Origin of the sequence: Halomonas smyrnensis AAD6 (genome assembly GCF_000265245.1) — a bacterium.
GTDB classification, from domain to species: Bacteria; Pseudomonadota; Gammaproteobacteria; order Pseudomonadales; family Halomonadaceae; genus Halomonas; species Halomonas smyrnensis.
Genome location: NZ_AJKS02000001.1, coordinates 80207 through 101721 on the forward strand (window position 1 = coordinate 80207; position 21515 = coordinate 101721).

Genomic DNA, 21515 nt, shown 5'->3' on the forward strand with positions numbered 1-21515 from the left:
CCTGGAGAGAGGAGCGAGTAACATGGCCAACCGTTTGAACAACGACTTCCAGTTCATCGACGTGGGTCGCCAGGACCCCGAGAAGAAGGCGGCGTCGACGCGGGCGAAGCAGTTCGCCGAGATCTACGAGCCGTTCCAGCCGCAGGACGCCGCGACCCAGGCGCATCGGTGCCTGCACTGCGGCAACCCCTACTGCGAGTGGAAGTGCCCGGTTCACAACTACATTCCCAACTGGCTGCAGCTGGTCAGCGAGGGCAACATCCTGGAGGCCGCCGAGCTCTCCCACCGCACCAACTCGCTGCCCGAGGTGTGCGGCCGGGTGTGCCCGCAGGATCGCCTGTGCGAGGGCGACTGCACTCTCAATGACGGCTTCGGCGCGGTGACCATCGGTTCGGTGGAGAAGTACATCACCGACACCGCCTTCGCCATGGGCTGGCGCCCGGACATGTCCCGGGTCACCTGGACCGACAAGAAGGTGGCGATCATCGGCGCCGGCCCGGCCGGCCTCGGCTGCGCGGACATCCTGGTGCGCAACGGCGTCAAGCCGGTGGTGTTCGACAAGAACCCCGAGATCGGCGGCCTGCTGACCTTCGGCATCCCCGAGTTCAAGCTCGAGAAGACCGTCATGGAGCGTCGTCGCGCCGTCTTCGAGGAGATGGGCGTCGAGTTCTGCCTGGGCGTGGAGATCGGCCAGGACATGCCGTTCGACAGGCTGCTCGCCGAGTACGACGCGGTGTTCCTCGGCATGGGTACCTACAAGTACATGGAAGGCGGCTTCCCGGGCGAGGATCTGCCGGGCGTGCACAAGGCGCTCGACTACCTGATCGCCAACGTGAACCACTGCCTGGGCTTCGAGAAGGATCCGGCGGACTACGTCTCGCTGGAAGGCCAGAAGGTCGTGGTCCTCGGCGGCGGCGATACCGCCATGGACTGCAACCGCACCGCCATCCGCCAGGGCGCCGAGGCGGTGACCTGTGCCTATCGTCGCGACGAGGACAACATGCCCGGGTCGCGCAAGGAAGTGGCCAACGCCCGCGAGGAGGGCGTCGAGTTCCTGTTCAATCGCCAGCCGGTGGCGGTGGTCGGCGAGGACAGGGTCGAGGGCGTGAAGGTCGTGCGCACTCGCCTCGGCGAGCCCGACGAGAACGGTCGCCAGCGTCCCGAGGTGGTGCCGGGCTCCGAGGAAGTGGTGTCGGCCGACGCCGTGGTCATCGCCTTCGGCTTCCAGCCGAGCCCGGCGCCCTGGTTCGAGACCGTGGGCATCCAGGTCGACGAGAAGGGTCGGGTCAAGGCGCCGGAGCAGGGGGCCTACGCCTTCCAGACCACCAACGAGAAGATCTTCGCCGGGGGTGACATGGTGCGCGGCTCCGACCTGGTGGTCACCGCCGTGTACGAGGGGCGTCAGGCCGGCGAGGGCATCCTCGACTACCTGGACGTCTAAGCGCCGAGCGACGCTTAAGCGCCGAGCGACGCTCGACACGCCAACCCCGAGGCGCCGGCCTCGGGGTTTTTCGTTGCCGGTGGGGCGGGAGGCGGCCGGCGCGCAGCCCAAATTGAGCCGGGGAACGCTCTCTGCTATCCTGTCGTCCCATCCTGGCGCGGCTTCCTGCCGGGCCTACCGATCACGTTTCGACAGGTTCTCCATGACACGATATATCTTCGTGACCGGCGGCGTTGTGTCCTCTCTCGGCAAGGGCATCGCGTCGGCCTCGCTGGCGGCGATTCTCGAGGCACGGGGCCTCAAGGTCACCATGCTCAAGCTCGATCCCTACATCAATGTGGATCCGGGCACCATGAGTCCCTTCCAGCATGGCGAGGTGTTCGTCACCGAGGATGGGGCGGAAACCGACCTGGACCTCGGCCACTACGAGCGTTTCATCCGCACGAAGATGAGCCAGGCCAACAACTTCACCACCGGGCGCGTCTACGAGCACGTGCTGCGCAAGGAGCGCCGCGGCGACTACCTGGGTGGCACCGTGCAGGTGATTCCGCACATCACCGATGAGATCAAGCACCGCGTCTATGAAGGCGGCAAGGATGCCGACGTGGCGCTGGTCGAGATCGGTGGCACCGTGGGTGACATCGAGTCGCTGCCGTTCCTCGAATCGATCCGTCAGATTCGCAGCGAGCTGGGCGCGAGCCGGGCGATCTTCATGCACCTGACCCTGGTGCCCTACATCCAGACCGCCGGCGAGACCAAGACCAAGCCGACCCAGCACAGCGTCAAGGAACTGCGCTCGATCGGCATCCAGCCGGATATCCTGATCTGCCGCAGCGAGGTCGAGCTCGAGGAGACCGAGCGCCGCAAGATCGCGCTGTTCACCAACGTCGAGGAGCGGGCGGTCATTCCGCTGCAGGACGCCGATACCATCTATCGCATTCCGCTGATGCTCCACGAGCATGGCCTCGACGAGTTCGTCTGCGACAAGCTGCGCCTGGAGGCCGGCGAGGCCGACCTGACCGAGTGGATCCGCGTGCTCGACGCCAAGCTCAATCCGCTCAAGTCGATCAACATCGCCATGGTCGGCAAGTACATGGAGCTGCTCGACGCCTACAAGTCGCTCAACGAGGCGCTGGTGCACGCCGGCATCCAGAGCCGCGTGAAGGTCAACATCGACTACATCGACTCCGAGGACATCGAGCGTCATGGCCCGGAACGCCTGGCCGGCAAGGACGCCATCCTGGTGCCCGGCGGCTTCGGCGAGCGCGGCGTGGAAGGCAAGATCGAAACGGCCCGCTTCGCCCGCGAGAACGACATCCCGTATCTCGGCATCTGCCTCGGCATGCAGGTCGCGGTGATCGAGTTCGCCCGCCACGTGGCCGGCTGGACCGACGCCAACTCCACCGAGTTCACCCACGACACCCAGCACCCGGTGGTGGGCCTGATCACCGAGTGGCTGAGCCCGGAAGGCAAGATCGAGCTGCGCGACGAGGCCTCCGATCTGGGCGGCACCATGCGCCTGGGCGGCCAGGTCTGCCATCTGGCGGCCGGCTCCAGGGCCCGCGAGGCCTATGGCAACGAGGAAATCGTCGAGCGTCACCGTCACCGCTACGAGGTCAACGACCAGTTCGTCGCCGACCTCGAGCAGGCCGGCCTGGTGGTCTCCGGTCGCAGCGTCGACAGCTCGCTGGTGGAGATGGTCGAGCTGCCCGATCACCCCTGGTTCGTGGCCTGCCAGTTCCATCCGGAGTTCACCTCCACGCCGCGTGACGGCCATCCGCTGTTCACCGGCTTCGTGAACGCGGCGCTGGAACACAAGGCGGCGCGCACCCGCGCCCAGAGCACCCCACAGGAGTGAGCGTCATGTCCGTCCCGGAACGCCTGATCGACATTGCCGGCCTCCGGGTCGGCAATGACCAGCCGCTGACGCTGTTCGGCGGCATGAACGTGCTGGAATCCCGCGAGCTGGCCCTCGAGGTGGCCGAGGCCTACGTCGAGGTCACCGGCCGGCTCGGCATGCCGTACGTGTTCAAGGCCAGCTTCGACAAGGCCAACCGCAGCTCCATCCATTCCTTCCGCGGCCCCGGTCTCGACCGGGGGCTCGAGATCCTCGCCGAGGTGAAGGAACGCTTCGGCGTGCCGATCATCACCGACGTGCACGAGCCCTGGCAGGCGGCCCCCGCCGCCGAAGTGGCCGACGTCATCCAGCTGCCGGCCTTCCTCGCCCGCCAGACCGATCTGGTGGTGGCGATGGCCGAGACCGACGCGGCGATCAACATCAAGAAGCCCCAGTTCCTGGCGCCTCACGAGATGCGCCACATCCTGCGCAAGTGCGAGGAGGCCGGCAACGACCGGCTGATCCTGTGCGAGCGCGGCACCAGCTTCGGCTACAACAACCTGGTGGTCGACATGCTCGGCTTCGGCGAGATGAAGGAGACCGGCTACCCGCTGCTGTTCGACGTCACCCACGCCCTGCAGCGCCCGGGCGGTCGTTCCGACAGCGCCGACGGGCGTCGCGCCCAGGTCGCCGAGCTGGCCCGCGCCGGCGTGGCCGTGGGGCTCGCCGGGGTGTTCCTGGAGTCCCACCCGGACCCAGACAACGCCAAGTGCGACGGCCCCTGCGCCCTGCCGCTCGATCGTCTCGAGCCCTTCCTGTCCCAGCTCAAGGCGCTCGACGAGCTGGTCAAGGGCTTCGCGCCGCTCGAGATTTCCTGACCCCAACGCTGACTCATTAAGGACGAGACAACATGACCAAGATCGTCGATGTTCGCGCCCTCGAGGTGCTCGATTCCCGCGGCAATCCCACCGTTCAGGCCGAGGTGCGGCTGGAGAGCGGTGCCGTGGGCACGGCCTGTGCCCCCAGCGGAGCCTCCACCGGTTCCCGCGAGGCCCTCGAGCTGCGTGATGGCGACAAGTCCCGCTATCTGGGCAAGGGCGTGTTGAAGGCCGTGGAGGCCGCCAACGGCGTCATCCGCGAGCGTCTGGTCGGCATGGACGCGCGTGACCAGCGTGCCCTGGACGAGGCCATGCTCGAGCTCGACGGCACCGACAACAAGGCCACCCTGGGCGCCAACGCCATCCTCGCGGTGTCGCTGGCCGCCGCCAAGGCCGCGGCCAACGCCAAGGGCACGCCGCTCTACGCCCACATCGCCGAGCTCTACGGTCAGCCGAGCCGGTTTCGCATGCCGGTGCCGATGATGAACATCCTCAACGGCGGCGAGCATGCCGACAACAACGTCGACATCCAGGAGTTCATGATCCAGCCGGTAGGCGCGCCGAGCTTCCGCGAGGGCCTGCGCATGGGCGCCGAGATCTTCCACGCCCTGAAGAAGGTCCTCGCCGGCCGCGGCCTGTCCACCTCCGTGGGCGACGAGGGCGGCTTCGCGCCGAACCTGGCGTCTAACGCCGAGGCCCTGGCGGTGATCAAGGAGGCGGTGTCCGACGCCGGCTACGAGCTGGGTCGCGACATCACCCTGGCGCTGGACTGCGCCTCCTCCGAGTTCTACAAGGACGGCGTCTACGACCTCTCCGGCGAGGGCAAGCAGTACGACGCCGCCGGCTTCGCCGACTACCTGGCCGACCTCAGCGAGCAGTACCCGATCGTCTCCATCGAGGACGGCATGGACGAGTCCGACTGGGCGGGCTGGAAGGCGCTGACCGACAAGATCGGCGACAAGGTCCAGCTGGTCGGCGACGATCTCTTCGTCACCAACACCCGCATCCTCAAGCGCGGCATCGACGAGCAGATCGGCAACTCGATCCTGATCAAGTTCAACCAGATTGGCTCGCTGTCCGAGACCCTGGACGCGATCCGGATGGCCCAGGACGCCGGCTTCACCGCGGTGATCTCCCACCGCAGCGGCGAGACCGAGGACACCACCATCGCCGACCTGGCCGTGGGCACCGCCGCCGGTCAGATCAAGACCGGCTCGCTGTGCCGCTCCGATCGCGTCGCCAAGTACAACCGTCTGCTGGTGATCGAGCAGGAGCTCGGTGAGCGCGTCGACTACCCGGGCCTGAGCGCCATCAAGGGGCAGTGAGCGGCGCTCGTCGGTGGCCTTCGTGTAGGAGATCGCCTACACGGCGCTGACGAGATTCGTGACATTTTGCTCGGGAAAACCGGCGCTCATCGGGCGCCGGTTTTTTTATGTTATTGTTATTTAAGGGAATTTTTCCTGTTTGTGCGCGAGAGGATGGTGCCCTGAGCGAGAGGGGGGTGGTTGAGAACTCCTTCAGGGCTGACAGAATGGGCAGCGGGACAAGGGAGAGCGGAGCCTCTCCCGGCAGGACGCCACGGGATGCAGTCTCAAGCCGAGCCCGGTGTCGCAGGATGCGGTTTCCGGGCAGGGAAGGCTAGGAGTTCGAGCGGAGGGAGCCGCTCAAGGATGGCTAGGAGCGGGCGGTCTTCGGGCCGCCTTCTTTTGTCTGGATGTTCTCCTTCATCGCAGCACGAAACGACGACGCCGAATGTCGAGAGACATTCGGCGTCGTCGTGTTCGGGCGCGCTACCCGGGCGCGGCGTCCGAGGCTCAGCGCTCCAGCAGCTCGGCCTTGCCGGTCTTGCCGTCCCATTCCTCGGCGTCGGGCAGCGGGTCCTTCTTCTCGGCGATGTTCGGCCACGTCTCCGCCAGTTCGGCGTTGATCTCGATGAACTGCTCCTGTCCTTCCGGCAGCTCATCCTCGGAGAAGATCGCCTCGGCCGGGCACTCGGGCTCGCACAGCGCGCAGTCGATGCACTCGTCCGGGTGAATCACCAGGAAGTTGGGCCCCTCGTAGAAGCAGTCCACCGGGCAGACCTCGACACAGTCGGTGTACTTGCACTTGATGCAGTTCTCGGTGACGACGAATGTCATGCCAGTCTCCCTTCCTCGGGCCGGGGCGAGCCGCGGCCAGTCGGTCTTGAATGTCGAATTAGGTTATAAAAACTTTTGCTTTTATAATAAGTGGAACTTGATCGAACCATTCTAGTCGGCCGGCCATGCTGCCCGCAAGCCATGGCGTGTCAAGTCGATGACGATCGCCCTTGCTCGCCGTTGGCGCCCCGCCCTACAGGTTCTGCTGCCACTGATACAGCCATTCCAGCGCCTGGCGCGGGCTCAGCTCGTCCAGTGCCAGCCCCGAGAGGCTCTCCACCACCGGATGCGGCGCGCTGGCGAACAGGTCGTTCTGCTGGGGCGCGGTGTCGGCGTCGTTCGATGTGCTCGGCGTGCGCTGGCCCTGGTCGACCTCCTGCTGCTCCAGGGTGGCGAGCTTCTCCCGGGCCCGGGCGATCACGCCCTGGGGCACGCCGGCCAGCTGGGCGACCTGCAGGCCGTAGCTCTGGCTGGCCGGGCCGTCTTCCACCCGGTGCATGAAGACGATGCCGTCGCGATGCTCCGCCGCCGTCAGGTGCACGTTGGCCACCCCGGCGGCCTGCTCGGGCAGCGCGGTCATCTCGAAATAGTGGGTGGCGAACAGCGTGAAGGCGCGGGTGCGGGTCAGGTGCTCGGCGCTGGCCCAGGCCAGCGACAGACCGTCGAAGGTGCTGGTGCCGCGGCCGATCTCGTCCATCAGCACCAGGCTGTGGTCGGTGGCGTTGTGCAGGATGTTGGCGGTCTCGGTCATCTCCACCATGAAGGTCGAGCGGCCGCCGGCCAGGTCGTCGGAGGAGCCGATGCGGGTGAAGATGCGGTCCACCGGGCCGATGCTCGCGCTGTCGGCCGGCACGAAGCTGCCGGTGTGGGCGAGCAGGGTGATCAGCGCCGCCTGGCGCATGTAGGTGGACTTGCCGCCCATGTTGGGGCCGGTGATCACCAGCATGCGCCGCTCGTCGTCCATCACCATGTCGTTGGGCACGAAGGGCGCCTCGCTGACCCGCTCGACCACCGGGTGGCGGCCGCCGCGGATGTCGAGGCCCGGCGCCTCCGGCAGCGCCGGGCGGACCAGGTCCAGCGAGCGGGCGCGTTCGGCCAGCGCGGCCAGCACGTCCAGCGCGGCCAGCGAGCGGCCGGTGGCCTGCAGCGGCGCCAGTTCGGCGTTGAGGTCGTCGAGCAGGCCGTCGTAGAGCAGCTTCTCCCGGGCCAGGGCGCGGGACTTGGCCGACAGCGCCTTGTCCTCGAACTCCTTGAGCTCGGGGATGATGAAGCGCTCGGCGTTCTTCAGCGTCTGGCGGCGGATGTAGTCCACCGGCGCCTCGCGGGCCTGGGCGCGGGGGATCTCGATGTAGTAGCCGTGGACCCGGTTGTAGCCGACCTTGAGGCCGGAGAGCCCGGTGCGCTCGCGCTCGCGGGTCTCGAGCTGCACCAGGTAGTCGCCGGCGTGCTCGGCCAGGCCGCGATGCTCGTCGAGCTCGGCGTCGAAGCCCTCGGCGATCACGCCGCCGTCGCGGATCACCACCGGCGGGTTCTCGACCAGCGCGCGGCTCAGGGTATCGGCGAGCGCGGGATAGGGGCGGATATGGCGCTTGAGCTCGTCCAGCGCGGTGCCGTCGTCGTACTCGGCGAGTTCCGCCTCGAGCTCGGGCAGCGCCGCCAGGGCGTCGCGCAGCCGGGCGAGGTCGCGGGGGCGGGCGCTGTACAGCGCCACCCGGGCCAGGATGCGCTCCACGTCGCCGATCGCCTTGAGCGTCTCGCCCAGCGGCAGGTAGCCGTCGCGGTCGAGCAGGGCGGCCACGGCGGCCTGGCGGGCGCCGACCTGGTCGCGGTCGCGCAGCGGGCGGTTGAGCCAGCGCTTGAGCAGCCGCGAGCCCATGGCGGTGGCGGTGGTGTCGAGCACGCTGGCCAGGGTGTTGTCGCTGCCGCCGCCCAGGTTGATGTCGATCTCCAGGTTACGGCGGCTGGCGGCGTCGATCACCACGGCGTCGTCGCGGTTCTCCACGCCGATGGCGGTGACGTGGGGCAGCTGCGAGCGCTGGGTGTCGCGGGCGTAGTCGATCAGCACCCCGGCGGCGGTGAGCGCGGCCTCCAGGTGGGCGCAGCCGAAGCCGCGCAGGTCCTGCACGGCGAACTGGTCGCACAGGGTGCGGGTGGCCGATTCCAGATCGAACAGCCAGTCGCTCTGGCGGCGCAGGCCGCGACGCTCCTCGAGCGACGGCGGCAGGCTCAGGCCGTCGGCCACCAGCAGCTCGGCCGGATCGAGGCGGGTCAGCTCGGCCAGCATCTCGGACTCGCCTTCCACCTCGAGCACGCTGAAGCGCCCGCTGGAGAGCTCCAGCCAGGCCAGACCCCAGCGCTCGCCGGTCGGGTGGATCGCCACCACCAGGTTGTCGCGGCGGGCGTCGAGCAGCGCCTCGTCGTAGAGGGTGCCGGGCGTGACGATGCGCACCACCTTGCGCTCCACCGGGCCCTTGGCGGCGGCCGGGTCGCCCATCTGCTCGCAGATGGCCACCGACTCGCCGGCGGCGACCAGGCGCGCCAGATAGCCCTCGGCGCTGTGATAGGGCACGCCGGCCATGGGAATCGGCTGGCCGGCCGACTGGCCGCGCTGGGTCAGGGTGATGTCCAGCAGCGCCGCGGCGCGCTTGGCGTCGTCGAAGAAGAGTTCGTAGAAGTCGCCCATGCGGTAGAACAGCAGCACCTGGGGGTGCTCGCGCTTGATCTTCAGATACTGGGCCATCATCGGCGTGTGCGGCTTGGTGCTGGCCTGTGACATGGGCTTCCCTGGCTGGCGGTGGAGACGGTGAGAAACGCGGATATCGGGATGGCGTGAGGTGCCATGCATCTCGCGGACAAAGCCAGTATTCTACGCCCAAGGATGGCCTTCGTCAGGGTCATCAAGACAACCTCGGGGCCAGCGTTGCCGTCGTTGCGGCGGGCTGATCCGGCGACAGATCTGCGAGGGGGCGCTGTGAACCCTTCCGTGGGCGCTACCGATGCCATCCCTGGCATAGGACCCCCTCTGCGATCTGTCCCCGGCGCCCGCTCATCGTGATCCGTGGCGACCGGCCGCATGCGAGAATCTGGAGAAAAGCCGATGTCCGTATCGCCCGAGACGCGCCGTCTCGCCGAGCGCCTCGGCGCGCTGTGCCGCGAGCGCGGCGCGAGCGTCGCCACCGCCGAGTCCTGCACCGGCGGCGGGGTGGCGAATGCCATCACCGAGATCGCCGGCAGCTCGGGCTACTTCGAGACCGGCTATGTGACCTATTCCAACGCCGCCAAGACGCGCCTGCTGGGCGTGCCCGAGGCGCTGCTCGAGCGCTGCGGGGCGGTCAGCCACGAGGTGGTCGAGGCCATGGTGGCCGGCGCCTGCACCGAGAGCGGTGCCGATCTGGCCGTGGCCATCAGCGGCGTGGCCGGCCCCGGCGGCGGCAGCGCCGAGAAGCCGGTGGGCATGGTGTGGCTGGCCTGGGGCGCCCCGGGGCGGGTGCGCACCGAGCGTCGCCACTTCGCCGGCGAGCGCGATGCGGTGCGCGACCAGGCCGTGAACGTGGCCCTCCAGGGGCTGATCGCCGAGCTGGAAGACGGCTAGTCCGGCCTCGGTCGACGGGGTCGGTTCGGGGTGGCCGAGCGGCCGCTTTTTCGTCATACTACTGTGCAGTCATACAGTGCTTTCGGCGGCCGCTGCGCCGTCATTCCGCCAATGTTTCGTCATCGCCGTGCGTCACGGCGATCGCTTAGGAGACCCTCATGGCTCAGGACGACAATCGTTCCAAGGCGCTCAACGCCGCGCTTTCCCAGATCGAGCGCCAGTTCGGCAAGGGCACCGTGATGCGCCTGGGCGATACCCCGCGCGTGGTGATGCCGTCGGTGTCCACCGGTTCTTTGGGGCTGGACATCGCCCTGGGCATCGGTGGCCTGCCCTACGGCCGCGTGGTCGAGATCTTCGGCCCGGAATCCTCGGGCAAGACCACCCTGACCCTGTCGGTGATCGCCCAGGCCCAGAAGCAGGGCAAGACCTGCGCCTTCATCGACGCCGAGCACGCCCTGGACCCGAGCTACGCCGAGAAGCTCGGCGTCAACCTCGACGACCTGCTGGTCTCCCAGCCGGACACCGGTGAGCAGGCCCTCGAGATCTGCGACATGCTGGTGCGCTCCGGCGGCGTCGACGTGATCATCATCGACTCGGTGGCGGCGCTGACCCCGCGCGCCGAGATCGAGGGCGAGATGGGCGACTCCCACGTCGGCCTGCAGGCCCGCCTGATGTCCCAGGCGCTGCGCAAGATCACCGGCAACATCAAGAACGCCAACTGCATGGTGGTGTTCATCAACCAGATCCGCATGAAGATCGGCGTGATGTTCGGCAGCCCCGAGACCACCACCGGCGGCAACGCGCTCAAGTTCTACTCCAGCGTGCGCCTCGACATCCGCCGCACCGGCTCGGTCAAGCAGGGCGACGAGGTCACCGGCAACGAGACCCGCGTCAAGGTGGTCAAGAACAAGGTCTCGCCGCCGTTCCGCCAGGCCGAGTTCCAGATCCTCTACGGCAAGGGCATCTACCACGCCGGCGAGGTGGTCGACCTGGGCGTGCAGTGCGGCCTGGTCGACAAGGCCGGCGCCTGGTACAGCTACCAGGGCAGCAAGATCGGCCAGGGCAAGGCCAACGCCGCCCAGTTCCTCGAGGATAACCCGGCGATCATGGAAGAGATCGAGAGCCAGATCCGCGCCCAGCTGCTGTCCACGCCGGAGCCCAAGGAAGAGGACGCCGAGGCCGAGGCGAGCACCGACGCGGGCGGCGAGTCGTCCTGATCCATGGTGGGCCCTGTGCGATCGGAGGACGCCACGCCCCGTGACGACGCCATCCGCCTGCTGGCCCGGCGCGAGTATGCCCGGGCCGAGCTGCGCGATCGCCTGGCCACCAAGGGCCACGCGCCCGAGGCGGTCGAGGCCTGCCTCGACGAGCTGATCGAGCAGGGGCTGCAGTCCGATGCGCGCTTCGCCGAGAGCTTCCTGCGCTCCCGGGTCGCTCGCGGTCAGGGCCCGGTGCGCATCCGCGCCGAGCTCTCCCGGCGCGGCGTCGATGACGCCACCACCCACGGGGCCTTCGACGAGGCCGGCGGCGAGGTCGACTGGTTCGAGCTCGCCGCCGCGACCCTCGCCCGGCGCTTCTCCGGCCCCGGGAAGGAGCCCCGCGAGCGGGCCCGGCGCGAACGCTTCCTGGCCGGCCGCGGCTTCGATTTCGACCAGCTGCGGCATGCCATGACCCATGCCTGGGACGACCCCTGACCTCCCGCCCTCTTTAGTCGTCCGACCACTGCGCTATAATGGCTCCCTTTGCGGAGAAGACACTGCCTGAATGCCGGCGCGGTTCGATCACCGCGCGTCGCGGCGCTCGCACGCCAGGACGGTCGCCGCCAGGGCATTCTTTTGCCGCCTCGCTGCGCCGCTCGCTTGAGCCAGCTCATTGATTTGTGCAGTGTTTTCCAGTGCCCCGGGTGGCAGTCCGATGATGGCTGCCGTGCCCGTCCTGCGGGCCACCATGCCTATCGCCACGGATACCCCATGAAAAGTGCAGACATCAGACAGGCCTTTCTGAGTTACTTCGAGGAGCAGGGGCATACCATCGTGCCGTCCAGCTCCCTGGTGCCGGGCAACGACCCGACGCTGCTGTTCACCAACGCCGGGATGGTGCCGTTCAAGGACGTCTTCCTCGGCCGCGATCCGCGTCCCTACGTCCGCGCCACCTCGGCCCAGCGCTGCGTGCGCGCCGGCGGCAAGCACAACGACCTCGACAACGTCGGCTACACCGCCCGCCACCACACCTTCTTCGAGATGCTGGGCAACTTCAGCTTCGGCGACTACTTCAAGCGCGACGTCATCGGCTTCGCCTGGACCTTCCTCACCGAGGTGCTGGGCCTGCCGAAGGAGAAGCTGTGGGTCACCGTCCACGTCAGCGACGACGAGGCCGAGCGCATCTGGAAGGACGAGATCGGCGTCGACCCGGAGCGCTTCTCCAAGCTCGACGAGGACAACTTCTGGCAGATGGGCGACACCGGCCCCTGCGGCCCCAGCTCCGAGATCTTCTTCGATCACGGCGCCGAGGTCTGGGGTGGCCCTCCCGGCAGCCCCGAGGAGGACGGCGACCGTTACATCGAGATCTGGAACCTGGTGTTCATGCAGTTCGATCGCGACGCGGCCGGCGAGATGCATCCGCTGCCCAAGCCGTCCATCGACACCGGCATGGGCCTGGAGCGCATCGCCGCGGTGATGCAGGGCGTGCACTCCAACTACGAGATCGACCTGTTCCAGAACCTGCTCGAGGCGGCGGCCCGGGCCACCGGTCATGACGACACCGCCACGCCCTCGCTGCGCGTGATCGCCGACCACATCCGCTCCTGCGCCTTCTTGATCACCGATGGCGTGCTGCCCTCCAACGAGGGGCGCGGCTACGTGCTGCGCCGGATCATCCGCCGCGCGGTGCGCCACGGCCACAAGCTGGGCGCCAAGGGCAACTTCTTCCACCAGCTGGTGGGCGCGCTGGACGCCGAGATGGGCGGGGCCTATCCGGAGCTGCGCGAGGCACGCCCTCAGATCGAGCGCGTGCTGCTGAAGGAAGAGGAGCAGTTCGCCCGCACCCTCGATCACGGCATGGGCCTGCTCGAGGAGGCGCTGGCCGGCCTCGAGGGCGACACCCTGCCGGGCGAGACGGTGTTCAAGCTCTACGATACCTACGGCTTCCCCTACGACCTGACCGCCGACGTCTGCCGCGAGCGCGGCGTGACCCTCGACGAGGCCGGCTTCGAGCGCGAGCTGGAGGCCCAGCGCGAGCGCGCCCGGGCGGCCAGCCAGTTCGGCGCCGCCTACGAGGCGTCGCTCGACCTGGAAGGCGAGACCGACTTCACCGGCTACGAGCGCCTCGAGGATCGGGCCGCCGTCACCGCCCTCGTCGACCGCGAGGGCAACCCGCTGGACGGCCTCGAGGTCGAGCAGCGCGGCATGGTGGTGCTGGATCGCACGCCCTTCTACGCCGAGTCCGGCGGCCAGGTGGGCGACACCGGCTATCTGGAATTCGAGGGTGGCCGCTTCCTGGTCACCGATACCCAGAAGCAGGGCGGCCACCATCTGCACCACGGCGTGCTGCTCGAGGGGGCGCTGGCGGTCGGCGACGCGGTGACGCCGCGGGTCGACGCCGGCCTGCGCGCGGCCAGCGTGCGCAACCACTCGGCCACTCACCTGATGCACCAGGCGCTGCGCATGGTGCTCGGCGAGCACGTCGAGCAGAAGGGCTCGCTGGTGACGCCGGAGCGCCTGCGCTTCGACTTCAGCCACTTCGAGCCGATGACCGCCGAGCAGCTGGCCGAGGTCGAGCGCCTGGTCAACGAGCAGGTGCTGGCCAACGCCGATACCGTGATCGAGCACATGACCCTGGACCAGGCCAAGGAGAAGGGCGCCGCGGCGCTGTTCGAGGCCAAGTACGCCGACAGCGTGCGGGTCTTGACCATCGGCGCCGACGACTTCTCGATCGAGCTGTGTGGCGGCACCCACGTGCGCCGCAGCGGCGACATCGGCTGCTTCCATATCGTCAGCGAGGCCGGCGTGGCCTCCGGCGTGCGCCGCATCGAGGCGATCACCGGCGAGGCGGCGCTGAGCTACTTCCGCGAGCAGGAAGCCCGCGTCGAGCGCATCGGCGAGCGCCTCAAGGCCAAGCCCGAGCAGGTCGAGGAGCGCGTCGAGTCGCTGGTCGAGCGCAACCGCGGCCTGGAGAAGGAGCTCGAGCGGCTCAAGGCCAAGCTGGCCAGCGCCGCCGGCAACGACCTGCTCGACGAGGCCCGCGAGATCAAGGGCGTCAAGGTCCTGGCCAAGCGCCTGGAAGGCGTCTCCGGCAAGGAGCTGCGCGGCATGCTCGACCAGCTCAAGAACAAGCTGGGCTCCGGCATCGTGGTGCTCGGCGTGGCCGATGAGGCGGCCGGCAAGGTCAGCCTGATCGCCGGCGTCACCGATGATCTCACCGCCAGGGTCAAGGCCGGGGCGCTGGTCAACCACGTGGCCGGTCAGGTCGGCGGCAAGGGTGGCGGCCGACCCGACATGGCGCAGGCCGGCGGCAGCGACGCCGCGGCCCTGCCGGCGGCGCTGGAGAGCGTTCCGGCCTGGGTCGAGAGCGCGCTCTAGGCGTCATGGGGCCGAAGACGGCAGCGTCTTCGGCCCCTCGTGTATCCGGCCTCGCTTACCTTTCATTCATTCCAATGCTAAATCGACAGAGGGACAACGACGCATGGCACTATACGTACAGAAGTTCGGCGGTACCTCGGTGGGCTCCGTGGAGCGCATCAAGGCCGTGGCCGAGAAGGTCAAGGGCTTCCGTGACGCCGGCCATCAGGTCGTGGTCGTGGTTTCCGCCATGAGCGGCGAGACCAACCGCCTGATCGGCCTGGCCAACGACATCAACGACGAGCCGACCCCGCGTGAAATGGACATGCTGGTCTCCACCGGTGAGCAGGTGACCATCTCGCTGCTGACCATGGCCCTGCACAAGCTCGGCGTGCCGGCCACCTCCTACACCGGTTCCCAGGTCGGCATCATGACCGACAGCGCCCACACCAAGGCGCGCATCCAGCGCATCGAGACCGACGACATGCGCCAGGACCTGGACGACGGCCAGGTGGCCGTGGTCGCCGGTTTCCAGGGCGTCGACGAGGAGGGCAACATCACCACCCTCGGTCGCGGCGGCTCCGACACCACCGGCGTGGCCCTGGCCGCGGCCCTGAACGCCGACGAGTGCCAGATCTACACCGACGTCGACGGCGTCTACACCACCGACCCGCGCGTCTGCTCCCGCGCCCAGCGCCTGGACTCCATCACCGTGGAGGAGATGCTGGAGCTGGCCAGCCTCGGCTCCAAGGTGCTGCAGATTCGCGCCGTCGAATTCGCCGGCAAGTACAACGTCCCGCTGCGCGTGCTGTCCAGTTTCCAGGACGGCCCCGGCACCCTGATCGTTGCAGACTCCGACAAAGACGAGGACTCCATGGAAGAACCGCTGATCTCCGGTATCGCCTTCACCGCCAACGAGGCCAAGCTGACCCTGCTCAACACCCCGGACGTGCCGGGTGTGGCCTCCAAGATTCTCGGCCCGATCGCCGATGCCAACATCGAGATCGACATGATCGTGCAGAACGTGGCCCCGGCCGGCGACTACACCGACTTCACCTTCACCGTCGCCAAGGGCGACTACAAGCAGACCCTGAAGATTCTCGAGGAGCAGGTGCTGCCCGCCCTGGGCGAGGGCGAGGTGAAGGGCGACGACAAGATCGCCAAGGTCTCGCTGGTCGGGGTCGGCATGCGCTCCCACGCCGGTGTGGCATCGAAGATGTTCCGCGTGCTGTCCGAGGAGAACATCAACATCCGCATGGTCTCCACGTCCGAGATCAAGATCTCGGTGGTGGTCGACGAGAAACACATGGAGCTGGCGGTTCGTGCCCTGCACCAGGCCTTCGGTCTGGACAAGGACGACATCGAAAGCGAATAAGGCCTCGCAGCCTGCCGTCAGCTTCTACGCTTGTAGGAGAGCCCGTGGCAGCGCCTGAATCGCGCTTCCATTCAACGAAGCTTCTGGGGTGTCATGGGCCATGCTTGCGGGCAGGGGGCGGGTGAGCGCCGGCCCCCTGCATCGCACAAGCGCATCCCGCAGTCAGAAGTCTGAGAAGGAGATCAGTCATGCTCATTCTGACCCGCCGTGTCGGCGAAACCCTGATGATCGGTGATGACATCACCGTGACCGTGCTGGGCGTCAAGGGAAACCAGGTCCGTATCGGCGTCAACGCCCCCAAGGACGTTGCCGTGCATCGCGAGGAGATCTATCAGCGCATCCAGCGCGAGAGAACCGACGAGGATGACGACGGCGAGGCGAGGGAGTGACGCGCCCGCGATCCGTCGGTGAGTCCGGAAGGGGAGAAAAATTGCCTGCCCCTATGGACAAACCCCAATCGGATCGGTAGGATACGCACCTGTCGATGAGGGAGAGGTGGCCGAGTGGCTGAAGGCGCTCCCCTGCTAAGGGAGTAAGGGGTTTATAGCCTCTTCGAGGGTTCGAATCCCTCCCTCTCCGCCAGCATCGACAGATGGAAGACAAGCGCCCGTAGCTCAGCTGGATAGAGTACCTGACTACGAATCAGGTGGTCGGAGGTTCGAATCCTCCCGGGCGCGCCATCTTCCTTTGGATGATGACTTCATCATCCCGCGATGAGTCCGCTCATTGCCGAAAGCGCCCGTAGCTCAGCTGGATAGAGTACCTGACTACGAATCAGGTGGTCGGAGGTTCGAATCCTCCCGGGCGCGCCAGATTCCGGACCCGCTCTCCTCGTGAGGGCGGGTCTTCTGTCTTTTGTACCCCGCTTTTTGCTAGCCGGACACCCTGCCCATAGAGGGGTCGGTGTCCGTGATCGTTAAGGCGCCGTCGCAATGCGACGTGCGCCTTTTTTTTGCTTTGCGACTTGTCCCTTCTCTATCTCTCTTCCTGGTTTCTCGCCGCGTGGCGCCTTCAGGCGCTGGCGACGTCGAGCCTGTCGCTCGGCACGGCGTCCTCGGCCGACAGTCCCGCGAGGAAGTCGTCCAGGTCGGTGACCCGGCGCAGTGCCTGAAAGCGTCGCGCGGCTTCGGCGTCGCGACTCCGCATGTGGTTCAACCATTGTTTGAGTAGCGAGACCACGATCTTGCTGGGTAACATGGTTCGCTGCGACGCAGCATAGTCGCACAGGACGCGGGCGCGCTCGCTCCAGCGCGTCGCCGGCAGGCGCTCGCCGGTGGCCTGCCAGTGGCGGAGGCGCGGCGCCAGGCCGGGATCGGCGAGGGCGCCGCGGCCGAGCATCACGTCCTGGCAGCCGGAGAGGGTGCGCGCCTTCCAGTAGTCCTCTAGAGTCCAGATGTCGCCGTTGGCGATCACCGGAATCGACAGCCGGGCGCGGATGCGGCCGATCCACTCCCAGTGGGCCGGCGGGCGGTAGCCTTCGCGGCGGGTGCGCGCGTGCACCACCAGCTGGCGGGCGCCGGCGTCCTCGGCGGCGTGGCTGCAGGCCAGCGCCAGGCGGCGGTCGTCGAAGCCCAGGCGGATCTTGGCGGTCACCGGAATGGCGTCGCCCACCGCCTCATGCACGGCGGCCACGGCGGCATGTACCCGGCGCGGGTCGCGCAGCAGCGAGGCGCCGCCGTCGTGACGGTTCACCAGCTTGGCCGGGCAGCCGAAGTTCAGGTCCAGGCTGCCGACGCCGAGCTTCAGCGCCTGGCGGGCATTGGCGGCCAGCGCCGCCGGGTCGGAGCCCAGCAGCTGCAGGTGCACCGGCACGCCGGTCGGCGTCGCCGGATGGCGGTCGGCCAGCTCCGGACAGTGGCGATGGAAGACCCGCGGCGGCAGCCGCGCGTCGACCACACGCACGAACTCGGTGACCGTCCAGTCGAATCCCGGCGCCCGCGTCAGCATCTCGCGAGTGACGGCATCGATCACCCCCTCCATGGGGGCTAGGCCGATGCGGCCGGGATGTAGTAATTTAACAACGTCAGCTTCCACCATGGTGCCATCGCGATCCTTTGGGAGTGTGGCAGCTTATACGCTCAGCGTTCATGCGCAACTCGCGCGCCCCATCGGCGGGGCGTGCCGGGGCGCGCGAGGAGGTCAACCATGCAGGATTCGCAGCTATTGAACGAGGGCCTGGCCCTGATGGGCCTCGGCATGGGGTTCGTGTTCGTCTTTCTGACCGTGCTGGTGTTCGTCACCACCCTGATGTCGCGCGTGATCGGGCGCTTCTTCCCCGAGCCCGCGGCCGATGCCACGCCGGCCGCCGCCACGCGCGCGCCGGCCACGCCGGATGAGGACCTGACGGCCGTGATCAGCGCCGCGGTCCACCGCTATCGCCGCGAGCATCGCCGCTAGCCCCGACACCCTCTCACTCCATCAACGACAACGACAAGGAACTCCCATGACGGAGAACGCTCGCCCGCTGGGCATCACCGATGTGGTGCTACGAGACGCCCACCAGTCCCTGTTCGCCACCAGGATGCGTCTCGACGACATGCTGCCGATCGCCGAGAAGCTCGACCGGATCGGTTTCTGGTCGCTGGAATCCTGGGGTGGGGCGACCTTCGACGCCTGCATCCGCTACCTGGGCGAGGATCCCTGGGAGCGGATTCGCGCGCTGAAAGCGGCCATGCCCAACACCCGCCAGCAGATGCTGCTGCGCGCCCAGAACCTGCTCGGCTATCGCCACTATGCCGACGACGTGGTCGACCGCTTCGTCGAGCGCGCCCGCACCAACGGCGTCGACGTGTTCCGCGTCTTCGACGCCATGAACGACCCGCGCAACCTGGAGCGCGCCATCCAGGCGGTGCGCGCCAACGAGGGCCACGCCCAGGGCACGCTGTCCTATACCCTGAGCCCGGTGCACACCCTCGACGGCTGGGTCGAGCTCGGCGAGCGCATCGCCGCCATGGGCGCCGATTCCCTGGCGATCAAGGACATGGCCGGCCTGCTCAAGCCCTACGACGCCTACGAGCTGGTCTCGCGCCTGAAGCAGGCCGTGGACATCCCGATCCACATGCAGTGCCACGCCACCACCGGGCTCTCCACCGCCACCGCGCTGAAGGCCATCGAGGCCGGCATCGACAACGTCGACGCCGCCATCTCCTCGATGTCGATGACCTACGGCCACAGCCCCACCGAATCGCTGGTGGCGATGCTGCAGGGCACCGAGCGCGACACCGGTCTCGACCTCGAGGCGCTGGAGGACATCGCCGGCTACTTCCGCGAGGTGCGCAAGAAGTACGCCGCCTTCGAGGGCTCGCTCAAGGGCATCGACTCGCGCATCCTGGTGGCCCAGGTGCCGGGCGGCATGCTCACCAACATGGAGAACCAGCTCAAGGAGCAGGGCGCCGGCGACCGTCTCGACGACGTGCTGCAGGAGATCCCGCGGGTGCGGGAGGATCTCGGCTATATCCCGCTGGTCACGCCGACCTCGCAGATCGTCGGCACCCAGGCGGTGATGAACGTGATGATGGGTGAGCGCTACAAGTCGATCTCCAAGGAGGTCCAGGCCCTGCTCAAGGGCGAGTACGGCGCCGCGCCGGCGCCCTACAACGCCGAGCTCCAGGCCCGCGTGCTGGAAGGCGGCGAGCCGATCACCTGCCGCCCGGCCGATCGCCTCTCCCCGGAGATGGACCGGCTGTCCGCCGAGCTCAAGGAGAAGGCCGGCGCCGAGGGCATCCGCCTCGCCGAAGGCGAGCGCGAGATCGACGACGTGCTGACCTATGCGCTGTTCCCGCAAATCGGCCTCAAGTTCCTCAAGCATCGCGACGACCCCGACGCCTTCGAGCCGGCGCCGAGCGCCCCGGCGGCCCGGTCCGCCGCGTCCTCGGCCCAGGCGCCCGCCGGTGGCCCCGAGACCTACACCGTCACCGTCAACGGCAAGTCCTACGTGGTCGAGGTCGCCGAGGGCGGCGAGATCGAGCACATCCAGGAGCAGGGCGGCGGCGCCGTTTCGACCGCCTCCGCGGCGCCGGCGGCCTCCTCGGGCGCCGCGTCGTCCGGCGAGACCATCAGCGCGCCGCTCGCCGGCAACATCTTCAAGGTCAACGTCAAACCGGGTGACTGGGTCGCCGAGGGCGACGTGGTGATCATCCTCGAGGCCATGAAGATGGAAACCGAAGTGCGCGCGGCCAGCGCCGGCACCGTGTCGGCGGTGAACGTCGGCGAAGGCGACAGCGTGGCCGTGGGCGACGCCCTCGTCGTGCTCTAGAGGACGGACCCATGATCGACAAGATTCTGACCCTGTGGACCGGCTCGGGGCTCTACAACCTGAGCCTCGGCCAGGCGGCGATGATCGCCGTCTGCCTGCTGCTGCTGTGGCTGGCCATGGCCAAGAAGTTCGAACCGCTGCTGCTGGTGCCGATCGGCTTCGGCGGCATCCTGGCCAACATCCCCGAGGCGGGGCTGGCGCTGTCCGCCGCCGAGCAGGCGGCCCATCTGGGGCGCCCGGAGCTGCTTCGCGAGCTGGCGGCGTCGCTGCAGATGACCCTGGCCCCGGGCGGCGACGTCGAGGCCTGGCGCCACGGCCTTGAGGAGGTGCTGCACGGCGATACCGCGCCGGAGCTGATCCGCGCCGCCAACGACGTGGCCCTGGGCGCCGGCTTCGCCCACGGCATGCTGTACCAGTTCTACAGCGTGGCCATCGCCTCCGGCATCGCGCCGCTGGTGATCTTCATGGGCGTCGGCGCCATGACCGACTTCGGGCCGCTGCTGGCCAATCCGCGCACCCTGTTCCTCGGCGCCGCGGCGCAGTTCGGCATCTTCGCGACCCTGATCGGCGCGGTGGGGCTGACCGCCATGGGCGTGATGGACTTCACGCTCAACCAGGCCGCCGCCATCGGCATCATCGGCGGCGCCGACGGCCCCACCTCGATCTACGTCTCGAGCATCCTGGCGCCGGAGCTGCTGGGGGCCATCGCGGTGGCATCCTACTCCTACATGGCGCTGGTGCCGCTGATCCAGCCGCCGATCATGCGCGCCCTGACGTCCAAGGGCGAGCGCGAGATCGCCATGACCCAGCTGCGGCCGGTGTCCAAGCGCGAGAAGATCGTCTTCCCGCTCAGCCTGCTGATCCTGGTGGTGCTGTTCCTGCCGGATGCGGCGCCGCTGCTGGGGATGTTCTGCTTCGGCAACCTGATGCGCGAGTGCGGCGTGGTGGAGCGGCTCTCCGATACCGCCCAGCACGCGCTGATCAACACCGTGACCATCTTCCTCGGTCTCTCGGTGGGCTCCAAGCTGATGGCCGACCGCTTCCTGGCCGTGGAGACCCTGGGGATCCTCGGGCTCGGCATGGTGGCCTTCGCCATCGGCACCGCCTGCGGCGTGCTGATGGCCAAGCTGCTCAACGCGGTCAGCAAGACGCCGATCAACCCGCTGATCGGGTCCGCCGGGGTCTCGGCGGTGCCCATGGCGGCGCGGGTGTCGAACAAGGTGGGGCTGGAGTCCAACCCCCATAACTTCCTGCTGATGCACGCCATGGGGCCCAACGTGGCCGGCGTCATCGGCTCGGCGGTGGCCGCGGGCGTGATGATCAAGTATCTCGGCTGAGCCCGTTTCGCCATGAGCCCGCCACACGGCGCCCCTCGGGGCGCCGTGTCTCGTTTCGGGGCGCCATCTTCCTGTCACCTGCCGGCCCTAGCCTGAGCACAACGGC

General features: G+C 68.1%; 16 protein-coding genes and 3 tRNA genes. 16 read left to right on the forward strand and 3 right to left on the reverse strand.

The window, feature by feature from the left end:
- The first annotated feature begins 22 nt into the window (after positions 1-22).
- From UYS_RS0200345 to eno, 4 genes are all read left to right on the forward strand, one after another.
- A complete protein-coding gene (locus UYS_RS0200345) occupies positions 23-1441 on the forward strand; it encodes an FAD-dependent oxidoreductase (protein ID WP_016853500.1) in 1419 nt (472 codons plus the stop codon).
- A gap of 202 nt (positions 1442-1643) precedes the next feature.
- A complete protein-coding gene (locus UYS_RS0200350; protein ID WP_026068248.1) occupies positions 1644-3299 on the forward strand; it encodes a CTP synthase in 1656 nt (551 codons plus the stop codon).
- A gap of 5 nt (positions 3300-3304) precedes the next feature.
- The gene (kdsA, locus tag UYS_RS0200355; RefSeq protein WP_016853502.1) at positions 3305-4156 is read left to right on the forward strand and encodes a 3-deoxy-8-phosphooctulonate synthase; all 852 of its coding nucleotides are present in this window, start codon (positions 3305-3307) and stop codon (positions 4154-4156) included.
- 32 nt (positions 4157-4188) lie between these two features.
- Complete coding sequence (gene eno / locus UYS_RS0200360; RefSeq protein ID WP_016853503.1) at positions 4189-5481, forward strand: phosphopyruvate hydratase; 1293 nt, start codon at positions 4189-4191, stop codon at positions 5479-5481.
- A 489-nt stretch (positions 5482-5970) separates the two neighbouring features.
- Here eno and fdxA read toward each other — a convergent pair whose 3' ends face one another.
- Together fdxA and mutS are read right to left on the reverse strand one after the other, a co-directional pair.
- Complete coding sequence (gene fdxA / locus UYS_RS0200365) at positions 5971-6294, reverse strand: ferredoxin FdxA (RefSeq protein WP_016853504.1); 324 nt, start codon at positions 6292-6294, stop codon at positions 5971-5973.
- Positions 6295-6487: 193 nt separating this feature from the next.
- The gene (gene mutS, locus UYS_RS0200370; RefSeq protein WP_016853505.1) at positions 6488-9070 is read right to left on the reverse strand and encodes a DNA mismatch repair protein MutS; all 2583 of its coding nucleotides are present in this window, start codon (positions 9068-9070) and stop codon (positions 6488-6490) included.
- Positions 9071-9391: 321 nt separating this feature from the next.
- Here mutS and UYS_RS0200375 point away from each other — a divergent pair, with 321 nt between their 5' ends.
- The 9 genes from UYS_RS0200375 to UYS_RS0200415 all read left to right on the forward strand — a co-directional run bounded on the left by UYS_RS0200375 (position 9392) and on the right by UYS_RS0200415 (position 16629).
- Entirely contained in the window at positions 9392-9886 is a 495-nt protein-coding gene (locus UYS_RS0200375) for a CinA family protein (protein ID WP_016853506.1), read from the forward strand.
- Between the two features lie 158 nt (positions 9887-10044).
- Positions 10045-11103, forward strand: a complete 1059-nt coding sequence (recA, locus tag UYS_RS0200380; protein WP_016853507.1) for a recombinase RecA — start codon at positions 10045-10047, stop codon at positions 11101-11103.
- A gap of 3 nt (positions 11104-11106) precedes the next feature.
- Positions 11107-11580 carry a regulatory protein RecX gene (locus UYS_RS0200385; protein WP_040477773.1) on the forward strand — a complete coding sequence of 158 codons (474 nt, stop codon included), beginning with the start codon at positions 11107-11109 and terminating at the stop codon, positions 11578-11580.
- 276 nt (positions 11581-11856) lie between these two features.
- Entirely contained in the window at positions 11857-14463 is a 2607-nt protein-coding gene (gene alaS / locus UYS_RS0200390; RefSeq protein WP_016853509.1) for an alanine--tRNA ligase, read from the forward strand.
- A gap of 103 nt (positions 14464-14566) precedes the next feature.
- A complete protein-coding gene (locus UYS_RS0200395) occupies positions 14567-15817 on the forward strand; it encodes an aspartate kinase (protein ID WP_016853510.1) in 1251 nt (416 codons plus the stop codon).
- A gap of 188 nt (positions 15818-16005) precedes the next feature.
- Positions 16006-16206, forward strand: coding sequence for a carbon storage regulator CsrA (gene csrA / locus UYS_RS0200400; RefSeq protein ID WP_016853511.1), 201 nt, complete (start codon positions 16006-16008; stop codon positions 16204-16206).
- Positions 16207-16306: 100 nt separating this feature from the next.
- Positions 16307-16399 (forward strand) — tRNA-Ser (locus UYS_RS0200405).
- 21 nt (positions 16400-16420) lie between these two features.
- Positions 16421-16497 (forward strand) — tRNA-Arg (locus tag UYS_RS0200410).
- Positions 16498-16552: 55 nt separating this feature from the next.
- Positions 16553-16629: transfer RNA gene (locus UYS_RS0200415), tRNA-Arg, on the forward strand.
- Positions 16630-16828: 199 nt separating this feature from the next.
- Here UYS_RS0200415 and UYS_RS0200420 read toward each other — a convergent pair.
- Entirely contained in the window at positions 16829-17797 is a 969-nt protein-coding gene (locus UYS_RS0200420) for a tRNA dihydrouridine synthase (RefSeq protein ID WP_040477775.1), read from the reverse strand.
- A 165-nt stretch (positions 17798-17962) separates the two neighbouring features.
- On the opposite strand from UYS_RS0200420, the gene UYS_RS0200425 reads away from it, so the two are divergent.
- From UYS_RS0200425 to UYS_RS0200435, 3 genes are read left to right on the forward strand one after another with little or no spacing between them, the layout of a single operon-like run.
- Positions 17963-18214 carry an OadG family protein gene (locus UYS_RS0200425; RefSeq protein ID WP_016853513.1) on the forward strand — a complete coding sequence of 84 codons (252 nt, stop codon included), beginning with the start codon at positions 17963-17965 and terminating at the stop codon, positions 18212-18214.
- 46 nt (positions 18215-18260) lie between these two features.
- Positions 18261-20072, forward strand: a complete 1812-nt coding sequence (gene oadA, locus UYS_RS0200430) for a sodium-extruding oxaloacetate decarboxylase subunit alpha (protein ID WP_016853514.1) — start codon at positions 18261-18263, stop codon at positions 20070-20072.
- A gap of 14 nt (positions 20073-20086) precedes the next feature.
- Positions 20087-21409: a sodium ion-translocating decarboxylase subunit beta gene (locus UYS_RS0200435; protein WP_026068249.1), complete on the forward strand. Its 1323-nt coding sequence runs from the start codon at positions 20087-20089 to the stop codon at positions 21407-21409.
- Positions 21410-21515 lie beyond the last annotated feature (106 nt).

Coding starts and splice junctions, on each gene's coding strand:
- UYS_RS0200345 (WP_016853500.1), top strand. CDS start 23: ATGGCCAACCGTTTGAACAACGACTTCCAGTTCATCGACGTGGGTCGC.
- UYS_RS0200350 (WP_026068248.1), top strand. CDS start 1,644: ATGACACGATATATCTTCGTGACCGGCGGCGTTGTGTCCTCTCTCGGC.
- kdsA (WP_016853502.1), top strand. CDS start 3,305: ATGTCCGTCCCGGAACGCCTGATCGACATTGCCGGCCTCCGGGTCGGC.
- eno (WP_016853503.1), top strand. CDS start 4,189: ATGACCAAGATCGTCGATGTTCGCGCCCTCGAGGTGCTCGATTCCCGC.
- fdxA (WP_016853504.1), bottom strand. CDS start 6,294: ATGACATTCGTCGTCACCGAGAACTGCATCAAGTGCAAGTACACCGAC.
- mutS (WP_016853505.1), bottom strand. CDS start 9,070: ATGTCACAGGCCAGCACCAAGCCGCACACGCCGATGATGGCCCAGTAT.
- UYS_RS0200375 (WP_016853506.1), top strand. CDS start 9,392: ATGTCCGTATCGCCCGAGACGCGCCGTCTCGCCGAGCGCCTCGGCGCG.
- recA (WP_016853507.1), top strand. CDS start 10,045: ATGGCTCAGGACGACAATCGTTCCAAGGCGCTCAACGCCGCGCTTTCC.
- UYS_RS0200385 (WP_040477773.1), top strand. CDS start 11,107: ATGGTGGGCCCTGTGCGATCGGAGGACGCCACGCCCCGTGACGACGCC.
- alaS (WP_016853509.1), top strand. CDS start 11,857: ATGAAAAGTGCAGACATCAGACAGGCCTTTCTGAGTTACTTCGAGGAG.
- UYS_RS0200395 (WP_016853510.1), top strand. CDS start 14,567: ATGGCACTATACGTACAGAAGTTCGGCGGTACCTCGGTGGGCTCCGTG.
- csrA (WP_016853511.1), top strand. CDS start 16,006: ATGCTCATTCTGACCCGCCGTGTCGGCGAAACCCTGATGATCGGTGAT.
- UYS_RS0200420 (WP_040477775.1), bottom strand. CDS start 17,797: ATGGAGGGGGTGATCGATGCCGTCACTCGCGAGATGCTGACGCGGGCG.
- UYS_RS0200425 (WP_016853513.1), top strand. CDS start 17,963: ATGCAGGATTCGCAGCTATTGAACGAGGGCCTGGCCCTGATGGGCCTC.
- oadA (WP_016853514.1), top strand. CDS start 18,261: ATGACGGAGAACGCTCGCCCGCTGGGCATCACCGATGTGGTGCTACGA.